This window comes from Rahnella selenatireducens (genome assembly GCF_046449555.1).
Taxonomy (GTDB): Bacteria; Pseudomonadota; Gammaproteobacteria; order Enterobacterales; family Enterobacteriaceae; genus Rahnella; species Rahnella selenatireducens.
In genome coordinates this window covers 72,478-87,672 of record NZ_JBKEZJ010000013.1, presented here as the reverse complement: position 1 = coordinate 87,672, position 15,195 = coordinate 72,478, and the positions used below count along the sequence as shown (strand labels likewise).

Below are 15,195 nucleotides of genomic sequence, written 5' to 3'. Positions count from 1 at the left end.
TGTCATTCTTTGATTCTGGCCACATCCTTCCGAACAACACCTCCACCGGCCATGTCTTGCTGATTAAATAAGCAACAATTCGGCCAGCGGGCTTGAAACCTGATGCCGTGCAGGCGAAAATATCCCCCGTGATGTTTAAGAGTCTGACCGTCTGCTTATGAATAACCGCAAACCTCGTCGTCCGCACGGGCGATGGACCTATTACATTATGCACGAAGACATTCTTTGGCCCTGCCCGGTTCGCTGGGAGTGGGAGAATGGCTACGGCGGCTGGCTGCCTTTTTACTACTCGCCGACGCTGGAGTTTGTTGCCGGCGATCCACACAAAGCCACAAAAGTCGCGGGTCCGAAAGCCCGCCCGCTGCGTAAACCGGCAAAAATGCACGAGTACGAGTTTTAATTAATCAGCCCGCTGGCGCGCAGCACCCTGCGCTGAACCGCTTCCGGCAGCACCGCGTTAATTCCCCCCACACATCCCAGACTGAACCAGTGACGCGCACGAGTAATACCGGTGTAAATCAGCTCGCGGGTCAGGATCGGGCTGAGATTGTCCGGCAGCAGCAGCGCCGTATGAGTAAATTCAGAGCCCTGCGATTTATGAACCGTCATGGCAAATACCGTTTCGACCGCCTGTAACCGCCCCGGCATCACCCAGCGGATATCCTGAGTGCCGTCGCCGGTCAGGAATGCCACGCGCAGCACCGGCACCACGGAACCGTCCGCCAGCCGGTGAGGAATTTCCAGCGTGATGCCGATATCGCCGTTCATCAGCCGCTGGCTGTAATCGTTGCGCGTCACCAGCACCGGACGCCCAGGGAACCAGCCGACCGACGCTTTTAGCAGCCCGTCTTTATACAGAATTTCCGCAATCCGCAGGTTCAGCCCTTCCACGCCCCAGCGTCCGCCGCGCAATGCGCACAGTAACTGAAACTGACTGTACGCAAGCAGCACCTTCGCCGCCCAGGCGCTGAACGCTTCCGGCGGCGCATCATCGGCCGGACGTTCATTTGTCATCACGTTCAGATAATGACGGTAACCCACCGGTGGCTCGACGCCTTTGCGACTTTGTGCAGCCGGAAACCGCCCCGCCGCGCCGTTAATCACCCAGTCGCGCAGTTCGGTATCATCATCCGCATTAAGCGTAAGCTGTGCCAGATCGGCGTACCCCTGTTTCAAGACCTGTTTCAGCGCTTTAACGTCGCCGTCGTTGACCGCTTCCGCCAGCTGTCCGATGCCGCTTTGTGCATCAAAACGGTAGCTGTGACGCAGCATTACCACGGCCTGATCCATTACCGTTCCCGCCGGGTCGACCAGAGCATCCGGAATGCTTTCCCCGGTCACGCTTTGCAGCCAGTCGCGGGTTTGCGGCAGATAGTGCCCGCCGGTGGCACGCTGACATAACTCGCTGAGCAGCGCACCGGCTTCCACCGAGGCCAGCTGATCTTTATCGCCGAGCAGGATTAGCCGCGCGTTCTGCGGCAGTGCAGCCAGCAGCGCTGCCATCATTTCCAGATCGACCATCGACGCTTCGTCCACCACCAGCACGTCGAGCATCAGCGGATTGCCCGCATGATGCCGGAAATGCCGGGTATCCGGCCTGCTGCCGAGCAGACGGTGAAGCGTCACCACATCGGTATTTATACTTTCGCGTACCGTATCGCCGCTGTTCAGCGAGTGCAGATCTAACCGGGAAACCGCACCGGCCACCGATTCGTTCAGACGCGCCGCCGCTTTACCGGTCGGCGCGGCCAGCCGGATACGCAGCGGCTGGCCGTTTTCTTCCAGCGCCAGCGCCTGCAATAACGCCAGCAGACGCACAACCGTGGTGGTTTTCCCGGTGCCGGGGCCGCCGGTAATAATGCTGAACGCACTCCCCGCCGCCAGCCCGCACGCCAGTTTCTGCCAGTTCACCTGCTCTGGGTTTCCGGCCTGCGGGAACAGGGCATCGAGTGACACACGCAGCGATTCAGCAGGCAGCGCATTCAGTTGCGTGCGGCTCAGGCGCTGTTCAACGGCTTCGCGCACATTCTGCTCGTACTGCCAGTAACGCCGCAGATACAGGCGATGTCCGGCGAGCACCAGCGGCGAATTACCGTCGCCGCTGCCCACCAGCTGCGGGTTCATCAGCGCCGCCATCCACGCTTCCAGGCTCAGATCGTCAAGCACCGCAGAGGGACGGGAAATCGCGCCATCGGAGTGATCGCCATCGGGCGGAAGCGAGAGTGAAAACGCGCTGTCCGCCAGCGTGGCCTGCAAATCCAGACACACATGGCCGCGCCCCAGCTGGTAGCTGGTCAGCGCCGTCGCCAGTAATAAAAGCGGGTGCGCATCCGGCGCTTCTTTTGCCAGAAACGTCACCAGCGCGCGATCCAGTTCACGCAGCCAGCCGCACTCCACCCAGCTGGCCAGCAGTTTTAAAATATCTTCACGGCTGTTGATTTTCATGCGCGTTCCTCAGTGCGGCTGAAAAGAACGTCAAGTTCTTCCATTAATGCTTTATCCGGCCGCTGGACGCAGACCCCGTTACCCGGCGCGTGGCTGCCGCGCAGGAATAAATACACCGCGCCGCCGATATGGCGGTCGTAGTCGTAATCCGGCAAACGGGATTTCAGCAAACGATGCAGTGCAAACAGATACAGCGTGAACTGCAAATCGTAACGGTGATCCCGCATCGACTGCATCATCGCCGTCTGGTCATAACCGGTGGCGTCATCGCCGAGCCAGTTGGATTTGTAATCCAGCACGTAATAACGCCCGTTGTGCTCAAACACCAGATCGATAAAGCCTTTCAGCATGCCGTTAAGTTCTTCCGCCAGCAGCGGTGCGCGCTCTGCATCCTCAAGTGTGAAATGCTGAACGACAGTATCAAGACGCCGCGTGGACACCTGCGACAGCGAGAACCAGAATTCCATTTCCACCTGATACGGCGGCAGTGCGGCCAGCGTGAAACTCTCTCCGCCCGGCAACGCCAGCGGCTGTGTCAGCAACGCGGTCAGCCAGCCGGTCAGCGGAACAATCCATTGCTCCCAGCCGCGCGTATTACAACGACGCGCCACCTGATCGGCGATTCGCTCCGGGTTTTCCGCCAGTGCGGCAAAACCTTCATCGCCCGCCCATTCCAGCAAACCGTGCAGGAAATTACCCGGCGCAGGCCCGCGCGGAAAAGCATATAAATTCTCACCGGTCATCGGCTGCAAAAGCCCGTCGGCAGACTCTTTGTTCTCTGACTTTTTATCTTCTAAATAGCTGTCCTGCGCGGCGCTTTCGATTTCAATCGGCGGTTCACGGTTCAGCGCTTCCGGCACGATATAAGTACCGGCCGGGGCGATCTGCAGGCCGGAAAAACTCGATACCCACCAGCGCGGGCCTTTGTGCGTGCGCAGCGGCGGACGCGGCACGAGTTCCGGCAATGCCTGTTCGCTGCGATACACGGCTCCGACAGAAACTGGCAACGGCCACGCCTGAATATTTTCCGTTTCCAGCGCCTGCAAACTGGCGGACAACTCTTCTGCCTCAACCGGTTCGCCGCCGTGAAAAAGGTAACCCGGTGCGCTTTTCTCAAACTCTTTCAGCGGCGCCATGCCGAGCCAAAGCGCGTAACGCGAGCGGGTCAGTGCAACGTAAAATTTACGCAGATCCTCGCCCAGGCGTTCATGGTCTGCCAGCTCCCGCTGCGCTTCCGTGGCGCTCAGCGCGATTTCAAGTTCACCTTCCGACGTATGCCATTTCAGCGGTGAATCCTGTTTTTTCACCGCGCGGAATGCGCAGGCAAACGGCAGGAACACCAGCGGATACTCCAGCCCTTTGGATTTATGCACGGTAACCACTTTCACCAGCGCCGCGTCACTTTCCAGACGCAGTTTGCGCGCATCGCCGCCCTGATTTTCATCCTGACACTGTTCGGCCAGCCAGCGGATCAGCGCGTGCTCGCCATCAAGCTGCACGCTGGCCTGTTGCAGTAATTCGGAAAGGTGCAGCAAATCGGTCAGCGCCCGTTCGTCGCCGTGCGCGAGCAGATGACGCGGTACGTCAAACTCCCACATCAGACGCCGCAGCATTGGCAAAATGCCCTGCTTGCGCCAGCACAGACGCAGTTGCTGGAACTGCTGAACGTAGCGTTCCCACTCGTTTTCATCCTGATTCAGGCGGTCCAGCGCTTCCCAGCTTAAATGCAGCGAAGGCGTACCCAGCGCGGCGCGCAGAAGACGGTCGTTTTCCGGCGCAGCGCAGGCCGCCAGCCAGAACTGCAATTCCCTTGCTTGCGCGCTTTGAAAAATGGATTCTTTGTCAGAAAGGTACACGCTGCGCACGCCGCGTTTAGACAGCGCCGTGCGGATCGCCGCCGCTTCCCGTCCGGTATTCACCAGCACGGCAATGTCTCCCGGCGCGACCGGTTTAAACGGTATTTCCGGCTGACTGAAACCGGCCGCGCCCTGCTGCCCGAGGCGCAGCAAACGGACAATTTCCGTCGCGCAGCCTTCGGCCATCAGCTGGGCGTATTGCGTTTTCGGCAGTGCATCGGTCTGATTTTCCGGATACCACAACGTCATGGCCGCGGCTTCTTTTCCGTCAATCTCCCAGGTTTCTTTGCGTCCCTGAGCCTCCACCGGCAGGAACGGCACCTGATTTTCATCGCCACGGCGGAACAGGAATGTACCTTCTCCGGCAGTACGGTCTTCGGCCAGCGAAAAGACGCTGTTCACCGATGCCACCATCGCACGGGTAGAACGGAAGTTGGTCGCCAGCGTGTAGTGACGTCCGCCGGTGTCGCGGCGGGCGCGCAGATAGGTATAAATGTCGGCACCGCGGAAGGCATAAATTGCCTGTTTCGGGTCGCCGATCAGGATCAGCCCCTGCTCCGGCGCGTTTTCGGCTACGCGGTAAACGGTGTCGAAAATCCGGTATTGCAGCGGATCGGTATCCTGAAATTCGTCGATCATTGCCACCGGGAATTGCGTGCGGATAATCTCCGCCAGCCGTTCGCCGTTATCGCTGCGCAGCGCGGCGTCCAGACGGGTCAGCAAATCGTTGAAGCCCATCTGCGCCCGTTTTTTCTGTTCGACGTCAAAACGGTTTTCAATCCAGCGACAGGCATGTTGCAGCAGGCCGCTGCGGGCATCGGGCAACGTTTCCAGACGCGCTTTCAGTGTTTCCATCGCCGTCAGCGCCGGGTGTACGGGCGGTTCGCCCTGCGTCCAGCATTCAGCCAGACCGTTTGGAGTCAGGCGCTCCCAGCCGGTGTTCAGCTCGGGAATGAGCTCATCGCTGGTCGCCCAGGCATAAAGTTTCTCCAGCCACGGATTAAAATACCGCGCCTGAATTTTCCGGCCGTTCACGACTTTTGCCGCCACCGCACCTTCAAGGAGGGTCCGCAGTTCCTTCGTCCATTCCGGCCAGCCCGCTTTAAGCGCGCTCATCTCTGCGGCTTTTTGCTGATTCACCGTATCAAAAATGACCGCGGGGGGTTCGTCGGTACCCAGCATTTCAGCGTATTCCAGCAGCGGAGAGACATTCTTGTGCAGGTCTTCCGGCGAACGCCACCACGCGCGCAGCGTCCTGATATCAGGTTCCGGCAGGGAAAAATAGAAGCTACGCCAGTAATCGCGCACCACGTTCATCAGCAGTTCGGTCTGGTCAGTTTCCAGCGTCTGGGTAAACAGGCTGTCGCTGTCAAAAGCGTGTTCGCCGAGCATGCGGTTACACCAGCCGTGGATGGTGGAGACCGCTGATTCATCCATCCATTCCGCCGCCAGTTGCAGCTTACGCGCGCACCCCGCCCACTCTTGCGGCGGATATTCCGCGCGCAGGTTCAGCAAAAATTCGTCGCCTGCCGAGGGTTGGTCCGGCTCCTCCAGAAAGCACGCCGCCGCTCTGGACAAGCGTTCGCGGATCCTGTCTCGCAGCTCTTTGGTGGCAGCATCGGTAAATGTCACCACCAGAATTTCCGGTGGCGTCAGCGGGCGGCCGAACGCGTTCCCGCCACCGTGGCCGAGCACCAGGCGCACATACAGCGCGGCGATGGTGAAGGTTTTACCCGTTCCGGCGCTTGCCTCAATCAGGCGGCTACCGGTCAGCGGGAAATTCAGTACATTCAGCGCAGAGGGAAAAATGTGTTCCTTCATTCTTTCGCTCCTTTTTTGCTGCTGCGGGAAAGATGATTTTTCAGCGGTGCCAGCAGTTTATCCGCCAGTTCGGCGAATTCGCCGCCGGACCACAGCGTGGCGAAATCCGGCCATGCGCGCGCCAGATACGGGTTGCTGTCGCGTTCACCAAATTTCATATTGGCGGGATCGTGATTTTCATAGGCGTCGCGGGCCGCAAGCCCGGCATCGCTGTCCGGTGGGCTTTGCGCGGTGCCGTCTTTTTTTAGCCAGACAAAGGCCGTTTTGACCGCCAGCGGCAACGGCCTTAATTGTCCCTGTTGCCAGGTTTCGATCAGTTGCTGCCAGAGCGCCTGCGCGTCGGCAATCTCCAGCGGTGGTAATTCCGCCGTCCCGTTTTTACTGATAATAATGCTGTGCATCGGCTGTCCGCCAAGGTGTCCGGCCAGATGCGCGACCCAATAAGGAAGCAAACGGTCAAGGCGGTAATTGCGGTCTTTGATGATGCCTATGCTTTCCAGCACCACGCGGGCGCGATCCCCGCTGGCGTTCGCACGTAAATCGCCGAGCCAGTCCGAGACAATCACGCCTGCGGTTTCCACACTCATCGCTTCACTGGCCAGGGTTTGCGGCCATTCATCGAGCACGCTCTGATAACTGGCGAACAGCGTTTCCATCGGCTCGGCGAGATCTTCACTCAGCACCGCGGCGAATTCGCCCGGTGCCAGTTCACCGCGCCGTTCGATGCGTTCAAGCTGCTGACGCAGAATATCCTGACGCGACTCTCCGGCCTCCAGCGCCCATTTCTGCGCGCGGATCAGTTCGTCCTGCAAACGCCAGTTTTCCAGCGCATTGATATCAAACGGCTCCTGATCTTCACTTCCCGCATCTTCCAGCTCGAAGTAAATATTCAGACGCTGGCGGAAGAAACTGCGCACCGGATCGGACAGAAAATCCGCCAGCTGACGCAGCGTAAGCGCTCCTTCCTGCTCCACCGGCGGCAATGGCTGCGGCGCATCGGCGCTGATATCTGCGTCCATTCCGGCGCGCCATTCGTGGGCGTAGCTGAAAAGCTCGCTGCCCTTGCTGAAGTAATCGCGGTTAAACGGTTGCAGGCGATGTTCGGCGGTAAGCGCATGGATCAGATCGCCGTCGTTTATCGCTTTCCAGCCCGCTGCCAGATGGTCGCGCAGTTGCGCCACCAGCACCGACGGCGGCCGTTCAGTATTATCGTGAATGCTGCGCCCGACCCAGCTGATATGCAGGCGTTCGCGCGCCGACAGCAGCGCTTCGAGGAACAGATAACGGTCGTCTTCACGGCGCGAACGGTCGCCCGGCCGGTAATCACGCCCCATCAGGTCGAAATCCATCGGCACGCGGTTGCGCGGATAATCGCCGTCGTTCATCCCGAGCAGGTAAACGTGGCGGAACGGAATGGCGCGCATCGGCATCAGCGTGGCAAACGTGACGGCACCGCCAAAGAACGGCTGCGTCAGGCCGGACTGGTCGAACTGCGCCAGCCAGTGTTCGCGCACGACAGACAGCGGCAGCTCGGCCTGAAGATCGACGCTTTCACAGGCTTCAAGCCAGGTTTCCAGCTCGGTATGCAGACGCACTAAAATAAAGCCGTCATCGCCGTCATCTTCGGCAAAATAACCGCTCAGCAACGCCTGCAAACGTTCGCCCCACACCGGCGGCGACGCGGGCTCACGCATCTGGCGCCAGGTTTCATCAAGGCAATTTAAGAGATGCGACAGCGGGCCAATCAGCGACGCTTCCAGCCCGCCGATTTCATCCAGCGGTTCAATGCCCTGCCAGGCGTCACCGCTGCCGACGGCGTAACCGAGCAGCATTCGTTGCAGGCCGAAGAACCAGCTATTTTGCTCCGGCGATAACGGCAGTTCAAGGCTCTGACGCTGTTCCGCATGCAGCCCCCAGCGCACGTTGGCGGCGCTTATCCAGCGGTGCAATAGTGGCAACTGTTCTTCGCCGATGCCAAAACGCTGACGCACCGACGGCACATCGAGTAAATCCAGTAAATCGCTGACGGCAAAACGCGACTGCGGCAATGTCAGCAGGCTTTCGAGCGCGCCGAGCAGCGGGTTATTCTGACGCGGCCCCTGATCGGCCACAGTGAAAGGGATATAGCGAGGATCGCTGCGTTCCATCAGGCCAAACACCGCCTGAATGTGCGGCGCATAGCCATTGATGTCCGGCACCATCACGATAATATCGCGCGCTTTCAGGGTCGGATCGGCGGCCAGCGCGGCCAGCAGACGGTCGTGCAGCACTTCCACTTCACGCTGGGCGCTGTGCGTTATCGAGAAACGCAGGGATTCGTCATTCAGCGCATCAATCTCGGGCCATTTTTCCTGCGTTTCCGCCAGCGGCCGCAGTTGCAGAATATCTTCCTGCAACTGATGCAATAAGGTGTCTTCGCCGTTGGAGGTGAACAGGTCAATACGTGGGATCACCGGCGCTAGCGTGGAGGCGTAGGATTCGTGGTTGTCATATTCGTTGAGCAGCCCGATGTAATCGCGCCCCTGTTTACCCCATGCCGCCAGCAACGGATGCGCATGCTGATGTAAATCGCCTTCGGTAATCACCTGCGGCATGCCCGGTTTACGCCGCTGACGCGCACGTTCCGCGCGCAGCAGATCTTTATCGGCGATAATATCGCTCCAGTCGTGCTCGCACGGGTTATGCACACACATAAAAATGTGCGTCCAGCGGCCCAGCACGGCCAGAACTTCTAAGGATTGTTGCGGAAGCGAAGAGATCCCGAAGACAATCAGACGCGCAGGCAAACCGGCCGGACGCTCGTCTTCAGGAATGGTTTGGGCATGTTGCAGAAAACGCTGATGCAGCGCAGCGCGGCTGGTTCCCTGCTCACTTTCAGGCACATCGGCCAGCAAAGCGCGCCACAATTGCGGCTGCCATAGCAGGTTTTCCGGCAACGGCTCACTGCCTTTGCGGCTGGCACGCAACACGTCCAGCCCGTTGCCCCAGTCTTCCAGCCAGTCGGCGCGGTAAACCTGATACTGATCGAACAAATCCGCCAGACGCTGCGCCAGCTGATGCAGCTTACGCATATCGCCGTCGTCTTTTAAGAAACGCGCCAGGGGAGCAAAAACCGGTTCAGGCAGTAATTCCGGCAACAGACGTATAAGCCGCCATGTCAGTAACGGGCGGTCAAACGGAGACGAATCCGGTACCTGTTCTTTACCCAGCACCGCGCGGTAAACCTGCCAGAAAAAGCGCGCAGGCAACTTAATATCCAGCGCCGCCGCGATCCCGCAGCCGCCTTCGGACACATCGCGCGCCAGCGCCAATTTCAGCCACTGATTGATACCGTTGCTTTGCACCAGAATCACTTCGTTTTCCAGCGGAGACAGCGGATGCGCCGCCATCCACGACACCAGAATATCCCTCAGCGCTTCTGAGTGATTTCCGTGTAACACCATCAAACCTGAATTCACGCCCGCATCCCTTATTGTCGCCGCTCAAGAAGACAGATTTTGCGTTGATTTGGAAAGGATTGAAAGGATTGAAAAGAAAAGAGACAGACCCTGCGGCCTGCCCCGAAGCAAAATGTAATTCACTGAAAATCAGCCGCGCATTTTGCGAGCCGCGCCGATCATTCCATCCAGCCATTCCTGATGGCCGTTGATCATTGGGTTTGGGCGCGTGATCGCGAGTTCACGGGCAGGTTTACCGTTTTGCGTTTCCTGCGTCAGAATGCGGACGCGGCCGCCAGAGAGTTCTTCGAAAAGCCAGGCGTGATGGACGTCGAGCCGGGTTTCGGCGTCGCCTTCTGCCCAGCCATGCCACGCCATGCGCGCGGGCTGGCCTTTTACCGGCGGTACATATTCATTGACCTGCGCTTCGACCGGAAAACCGAACGTACTGAAGCGGAAACGTGCGCAGTCGCTCAGGCCCGGACCGGTGCCGTCGTGGAAAAAAATATCCGAAGCGTTGCTGTAATACACCGGCCATGCGGCGGTGTTGTCGAGCTGCGCCCACAGCTCTTCCACGGTCAGGCCGGTGATGATCATTTCGTTAGACGCGAAGTTGTCAGTTTCGCCGGGGATAAAGCCTTCCGGCCAGAGTATTGCGTTCATGTTTAGCTCCTCAGAATTAAGCGTCCGGCCCGCAGGCTGGCGTTGAGCACAAGATACGCAATAGCAAGATATTAATGAAATCATCACTTATGATGATAATCATCTTTTATTTTTATATCTGGATAACAGGCAAAAAAACAGGCAGAAGGATCGCTTCTGCCTGTTGTTTTCACCGCTATTTTACGCAGATATTACCACTGACGTTTTAGCTGATGCTGTAACGCTCAAGCCAGTGCGCGTAAGGCGCGGGCAGAACCCATGATGGGTTTTCCACGCCCAGCTCTTTTGCCAGCGCATACGGGTAATGCGGATTGGCAAGCATCGCGCGGCCAATCATCACCAGATCCATATCTTCTTCGCTGATACAACGTTCGGCGACGTCCGCAGACGCCACGCCCCAGGAGCTGGCGACCGGCAGCCCGGCTTCTTTGCGCACGCGGCGTGAAACCGGTGCCAGGAAACCTGCGCCCCACGGGATCTGCGCTTCCCAGGTGGAGAAACCGACGCTGACGTTGAGCATATCCAGCCCTTTCTCACGCAGAATGCGCGTCAGTTCGATGGATTCAGACAGCGTTTCTTCGTCGCGGCCATCGTATTCGATCACGCCAAAACGCGCGGTGATCGGCAGGTTTTTCGGCCAGACCGCGTTGACGGCGTCGAAGGTCTCAATCAGGAAACGGCTGCGACCGGCGAAATCCCCGCCGTATTCATCGGAACGGGTGTTGGAATGCACGGAGAAGAAACTCTGCGCCAGATAGCCATGGGCAAAATGCAGTTCCAGCCATTCAAAACCGGCGTCGCGCGCGCGTTTTGCCGCCGCGACGAAATCCGCCATCACGCGCTGGATATCGGCTTTTGTCATCTCTTTCGGCACTTTTGGCAGATGTTTGCCGAATGCTACCGCAGAAGGTGCGATAGTCGGCCAGCCGCGCGGATCGCCTTCTGCAATATGATCATCGCCTTCCCACGGCAGGTTGGCGCTGGCTTTACGCCCTGCGTGACCAATCTGAATCCCCGGAACAGCTCCGGCGGCTTTGATAGACTTGGCGATTTTCGCCAGTTCAGCAGCCTGCGCGTCGTTCCAGATCCCTAAGCATCCCGGAGTGATGCGGCCTTCCGGCGAAACGGCGGTCGCTTCGACGATCACCAGGCTTGCGCCACCACGCGCAAGCGTTGCGTAATGCACCTGATGCCAGTCGTTCGGCACGCCGTCAGTGGCGGAATACTGGCACATCGGCGGAACAGCAATACGGTTTTTTAACGTGACATCTTTCAGTGAAAATGGCGTAAAGAGTGCGGACATAATTTTTTCCCGGTGAGTTTGGCATCCGGCGACCAGAGTGTCGTCGGACAGCTATATGCGGAAGTGAAGAAATATTATAGTGCACATAATATTTCGTTATAACTCAAAGAGTGCCCTGCCGATGCGCAACCTTAAAAGCCTCGATCTCAACCTGTTAAAGACTTTCGACGCACTGCTCGATGAGCGTAATGTCACCCGCGCCGCCGAACGCCTGTCCCTGACGCAGCCTGCCGTCAGCAGTATGCTGACACGTCTGCGTGACAGTTTTGATGATCCGCTTTTTGTCCGTTCACGTTACGGCATTGTGCCGACTGAGCGCGCGATGGCGCTGGCGAAACCGGTAAAACGGGTCATGGCGCAAATTGAAGCGCTGCTGGAGCCGGAAGCGTTTGTCCCCGCAGAATGCGAAATGACATTCACGCTGGCGGCCACAGATTACGCATTGAGTGTGATTATTGTGCCGTTCTTTTCCCTGTTGCAACAGCTTGCACCGGGCATTCATCTGTCAGTACAACGCGCTGAAGATGCCACGATTCAGGGCCGGCTGGAACGTGGCGAAATAGACCTTGCGTTACTGACACCGGATACCACGCCACCTGATTTACACATTCGTCATCTTTACGACGAACGTTATGTTTGTACGCTGCGCAAAGGCCATCCGGCGCTGAAAAACGGCACAATTTCTCTCGAAACGTTCTGCCGGTACGATCACGCGCTGGTGTCGCTGAGCGGCGAAAACTTCCAAGGCGTGACCGATAAGGCGCTTCAGGCGCTGGGTAAAAAACGTAACGTGGTGTTGTCGGTGAACAGCTTTTTGGTGCTGCCGCCGGTGTTGCAAACCACTGACCTGATTGCCGTGGTACCGGAACGTCTGGTTCGCGACGCCTCAGGGCTTGAGGTATTACCGCCACCGCTGACGATCCCCGGTTTTACCAAAGTCGCAGCGTGGCACGAGCGCTCGCATTTATCGGCGGCGCATCAGTGGCTGCGCCAGCTTCTGGCACAAGCGTGCAGCGGGGAGTAAATCGCGCCACATCATGGTATTTTCAAGACGTCATCTGCTTTTCACATGTTAAAAAATGCGGCAATAAAACCGCGCACAGAAGGGTTATTCCATGGAAAAACGTCCGGCAGTTACCATCACTTATTGTTCCCAATGCAACTGGCTGTTGCGCGCCGCATGGATGGCGCAGGAACTGTTGAATTCGTTCAGCACCGATCTGGCGTCCGTCACGCTGGTGCCGGGTACGGGCGGAATTTACGAAATCAAAGTCGATGACGAACTGATTTGGGAACGTAAAAGAGACGGCGGTTTTCCGGACGCTGCACCGCTGAAACAGCGCGTGCGCGATATCTGCTTCCCGGACCGGGATTTAGGACATGTGGATAAGAAGAAAATTCCTGAGGAAGGACAAGCGTAATGCCGCGCGATAATCTCAACGATCTGGTGGCGTTTGTTACCGTTGCCCGCGAGAAGAGTTTTACCCGCGCCGCCGCACAGCTGGGTGTTTCACAGTCAGCGCTCAGCCATACCATTCGCGGTCTGGAATCGCGGCTCGGTATGCGGTTACTGACCCGCACCACCCGCAGCGTCTCGGCGACTGATGTCGGTGAGCGCCTGCTGGCTACGCTGGCACCGCGGTTTGATGAGATTTACAGCGAGCTGGCAGCACTCAATGATCTGCGTGATAAGCCTTCCGGCGTGATCCGCATATCCGCGACGGACTACGCCATTAACCAGCTTTTATGGCCTAAGCTGGAACATTTTCTGCATGAATACCCGGACATCACCATCGAGCTTATCAGCGACTACGGACTGACGGATATCGTCGCGAACCGTTATGACGCGGGCATACGCCTGGGTGAACAGGTGACAAATGGCATGATTTCAGCGCGAATTGGCCCGGATTTGCGCTTTGTCGTGGTCGGCTCTCCGGAATATTTCGCCAGCAACCCGAAGCCTGAAACGCCACAGGATTTACTTCAGCATCGTTGTATCAATCTGCGGCTGCCCACGCACGGGGGTTTTTACGTCTGGGAATTTGCCAAAGACGGACGCGAGGTAAAGGCCCGCGTTGAGGGTCAGGTTATTTTTAACAGCGTATATCAGATCCGTTCTGCCGCCGTTTCAGGCTTTGGCCTGGCGCATATTCCGGAAGACATTGTGGCGCCGCTGATCGCCGAAGGGAAACTGATTCAGGTGATGGATGAATGGTGCCCGATTTGGGACGGCCTGCATATTTACTACCCCAGCCGCCGGGAATCATCGCGCGCACTGGCGTTAGTCGTTAAGGCCCTGCGGGCGGGGATTTAGCGTATTTCGGCATAATTTATTTCATTAATGAGCCTGGCTCATGATGGTGTCCCATTTCCCGCTATTCATTAGCGGGAACGTTCTCCCTACACTTCCTGCTTCCTGTAACCTCCGATATCAACACGCACGGATATTCTTTCATGACGCAAACCTATCCTCAGAAAGCGGCGGAATCCCCCGTTCACGCTCACTGGAGCGCCGTATTTTCAATTGCCTTAAGCGTAGTCAGTCTGGTAACAGCAGAAATACTGCCTGTCAGTTTGTTAACGCCCATAGCCACCGATCTGGGTATCAGCGAAGGCATGGCCGGACAGGCGGTCAGCGCGACATCCATTATGGGAATGATCGCCAGCCTGTTTATCGCGGCGGCTTGCCGCAGAGTTGACCGCCGTCTGGTGCTGTTGGGTTTCACGCTGATTTCGATTGCCTCCAATGTCATTGTGGCAGCTGCGCCAGATTACACGGTGTTGCTGATCGGGCGTTTATTGCTGGGCATCAGCCTTGGCGGATTCTGGTCGATGGCGGCGGCGGTTTCAATGCGGCTGGTGCATAAATCGCTGATCCCGAAAGCGCTGTCGGTTATTTTCGGCGGCGTTTCTGTCGCGATGGCCGTTGCGACGCCGCTGGGAACCTGGCTCAGCGCTGTCACAGGCTGGCGCGGCGTATTTCTGGTCACGGCGGCGCTGGGTATTATCACGTTTGTCTGGCAGTACAGCGTATTTCCCTCCATGAAACCGGCCGGACAAACGCGCCTGAGCACATTATTCGGACTGCTGAAAAGACCACAAATCCGGCTGGCTATGGCCGGAATGGTCGGCGTATTTGGGGGGCATTTCGCCTTCTTTACTTATCTGCGTCCCTTGCTGGAAAACGTGTCGCATTTCAACGTAAGCGGTGTTTCGGCCATTTTGCTGGGCTTTGGCATCGCTAATATTCTCGGGACGGCGGCGTCAGGCATGATGCTGCGCCGCAGCCTGAAAGGCACCCTGCTTTTCATGCCTCTGATACTGGCGCTGATGGCCGCAGTTTTGGTCAGATTCGGCGAAAGTCAGCCGGTGACAGCAATTCTGGTCACACTGTGGGGATTTGTTTTCGGCGCCGTTCCGGTGGCATGGACGACGTGGCTGACTTACGCAGTACCGGATGAAACCGAAAGCGGTGGGGGTTTGCAGGTCGCGTCAATTCAGCTTGCCATCACGGCAGGTGCAACGTTGGGCGGGCTTTTACTTGATGCACACGGCACGCTGGGAACGGTCACCGGCAGCGGGATTATTTTGTTGCTGTCAGCAGGTTTGATTGGATTTATGCGCTGTAAGTCATAGCCCCGAAAGGGGATAAAACAATAAGGCAGGATCT

Annotated in this window: 10 protein-coding genes; 5 read left to right on the top strand and 5 right to left on the bottom strand. The window is 57.8% G+C overall.

Going from position 1 to position 15,195, the window contains the following annotated elements:
* Window positions 1-157: 157 nt before the first annotated feature.
* On the top strand, window positions 158-400 hold the full coding sequence (locus ACLBVC_RS19465; RefSeq protein ID WP_410150996.1) for a hypothetical protein: 243 nt from the start codon (window positions 158-160) through the stop codon (window positions 398-400).
* On the opposite strand, the gene recD is transcribed toward ACLBVC_RS19465, so the two are convergent.
* The 5 genes from recD to ACLBVC_RS19440 form a co-directional block, all read right to left on the bottom strand.
* Window positions 397-2,445, bottom strand: coding sequence for an exodeoxyribonuclease V subunit alpha (recD, locus tag ACLBVC_RS19460; RefSeq protein ID WP_410150995.1), 2,049 nt, complete (start codon window positions 2,443-2,445; stop codon window positions 397-399). The two genes, ACLBVC_RS19465 and recD, sit on opposite strands and share 4 nt — an antisense overlap.
* Window positions 2,442-6,122, bottom strand: a complete 3,681-nt coding sequence (gene recB / locus ACLBVC_RS19455) for an exodeoxyribonuclease V subunit beta (protein WP_410150994.1) — start codon at window positions 6,120-6,122, stop codon at window positions 2,442-2,444. The genes recD and recB overlap by 4 nt, the downstream gene beginning before the upstream one ends.
* A complete protein-coding gene (gene recC, locus ACLBVC_RS19450) occupies window positions 6,119-9,565 on the bottom strand; it encodes an exodeoxyribonuclease V subunit gamma (protein WP_410151061.1) in 3,447 nt (1,148 codons plus the stop codon). Before recC ends, recB begins: the two co-directional genes overlap by 4 nt.
* A gap of 144 nt (window positions 9,566-9,709) precedes the next feature.
* Window positions 9,710-10,222, bottom strand: coding sequence for an SRPBCC family protein (locus ACLBVC_RS19445; protein WP_410150993.1), 513 nt, complete (start codon window positions 10,220-10,222; stop codon window positions 9,710-9,712).
* Between the two features lie 205 nt (window positions 10,223-10,427).
* The gene (locus ACLBVC_RS19440; RefSeq protein WP_410150992.1) at window positions 10,428-11,525 is read right to left on the bottom strand and encodes an NADH:flavin oxidoreductase/NADH oxidase; all 1,098 of its coding nucleotides are present in this window, start codon (window positions 11,523-11,525) and stop codon (window positions 10,428-10,430) included.
* Window positions 11,526-11,646: 121 nt separating this feature from the next.
* Between ACLBVC_RS19440 and ACLBVC_RS19435 the strand changes: the two genes are divergently transcribed.
* The 4 genes from ACLBVC_RS19435 to ACLBVC_RS19420 all read left to right on the top strand — a co-directional run bounded on the left by ACLBVC_RS19435 (window position 11,647) and on the right by ACLBVC_RS19420 (window position 15,161).
* A complete protein-coding gene (locus tag ACLBVC_RS19435) occupies window positions 11,647-12,549 on the top strand; it encodes a LysR family transcriptional regulator (RefSeq protein ID WP_410150991.1) in 903 nt (300 codons plus the stop codon).
* 91 nt (window positions 12,550-12,640) lie between these two features.
* Window positions 12,641-12,946 carry an Rdx family protein gene (locus tag ACLBVC_RS19430; RefSeq protein ID WP_410150990.1) on the top strand — a complete coding sequence of 102 codons (306 nt, stop codon included), beginning with the start codon at window positions 12,641-12,643 and terminating at the stop codon, window positions 12,944-12,946.
* On the top strand, window positions 12,946-13,839 hold the full coding sequence (locus tag ACLBVC_RS19425) for a LysR family transcriptional regulator (RefSeq protein WP_410150989.1): 894 nt from the start codon (window positions 12,946-12,948) through the stop codon (window positions 13,837-13,839). The genes ACLBVC_RS19430 and ACLBVC_RS19425 overlap by 1 nt, the downstream gene beginning before the upstream one ends.
* 140 nt (window positions 13,840-13,979) lie before the next feature.
* On the top strand, window positions 13,980-15,161 hold the full coding sequence (locus tag ACLBVC_RS19420; protein ID WP_410150988.1) for an MFS transporter: 1,182 nt from the start codon (window positions 13,980-13,982) through the stop codon (window positions 15,159-15,161).
* The last annotated feature ends 34 nt before the right edge of the window (window positions 15,162-15,195 follow it).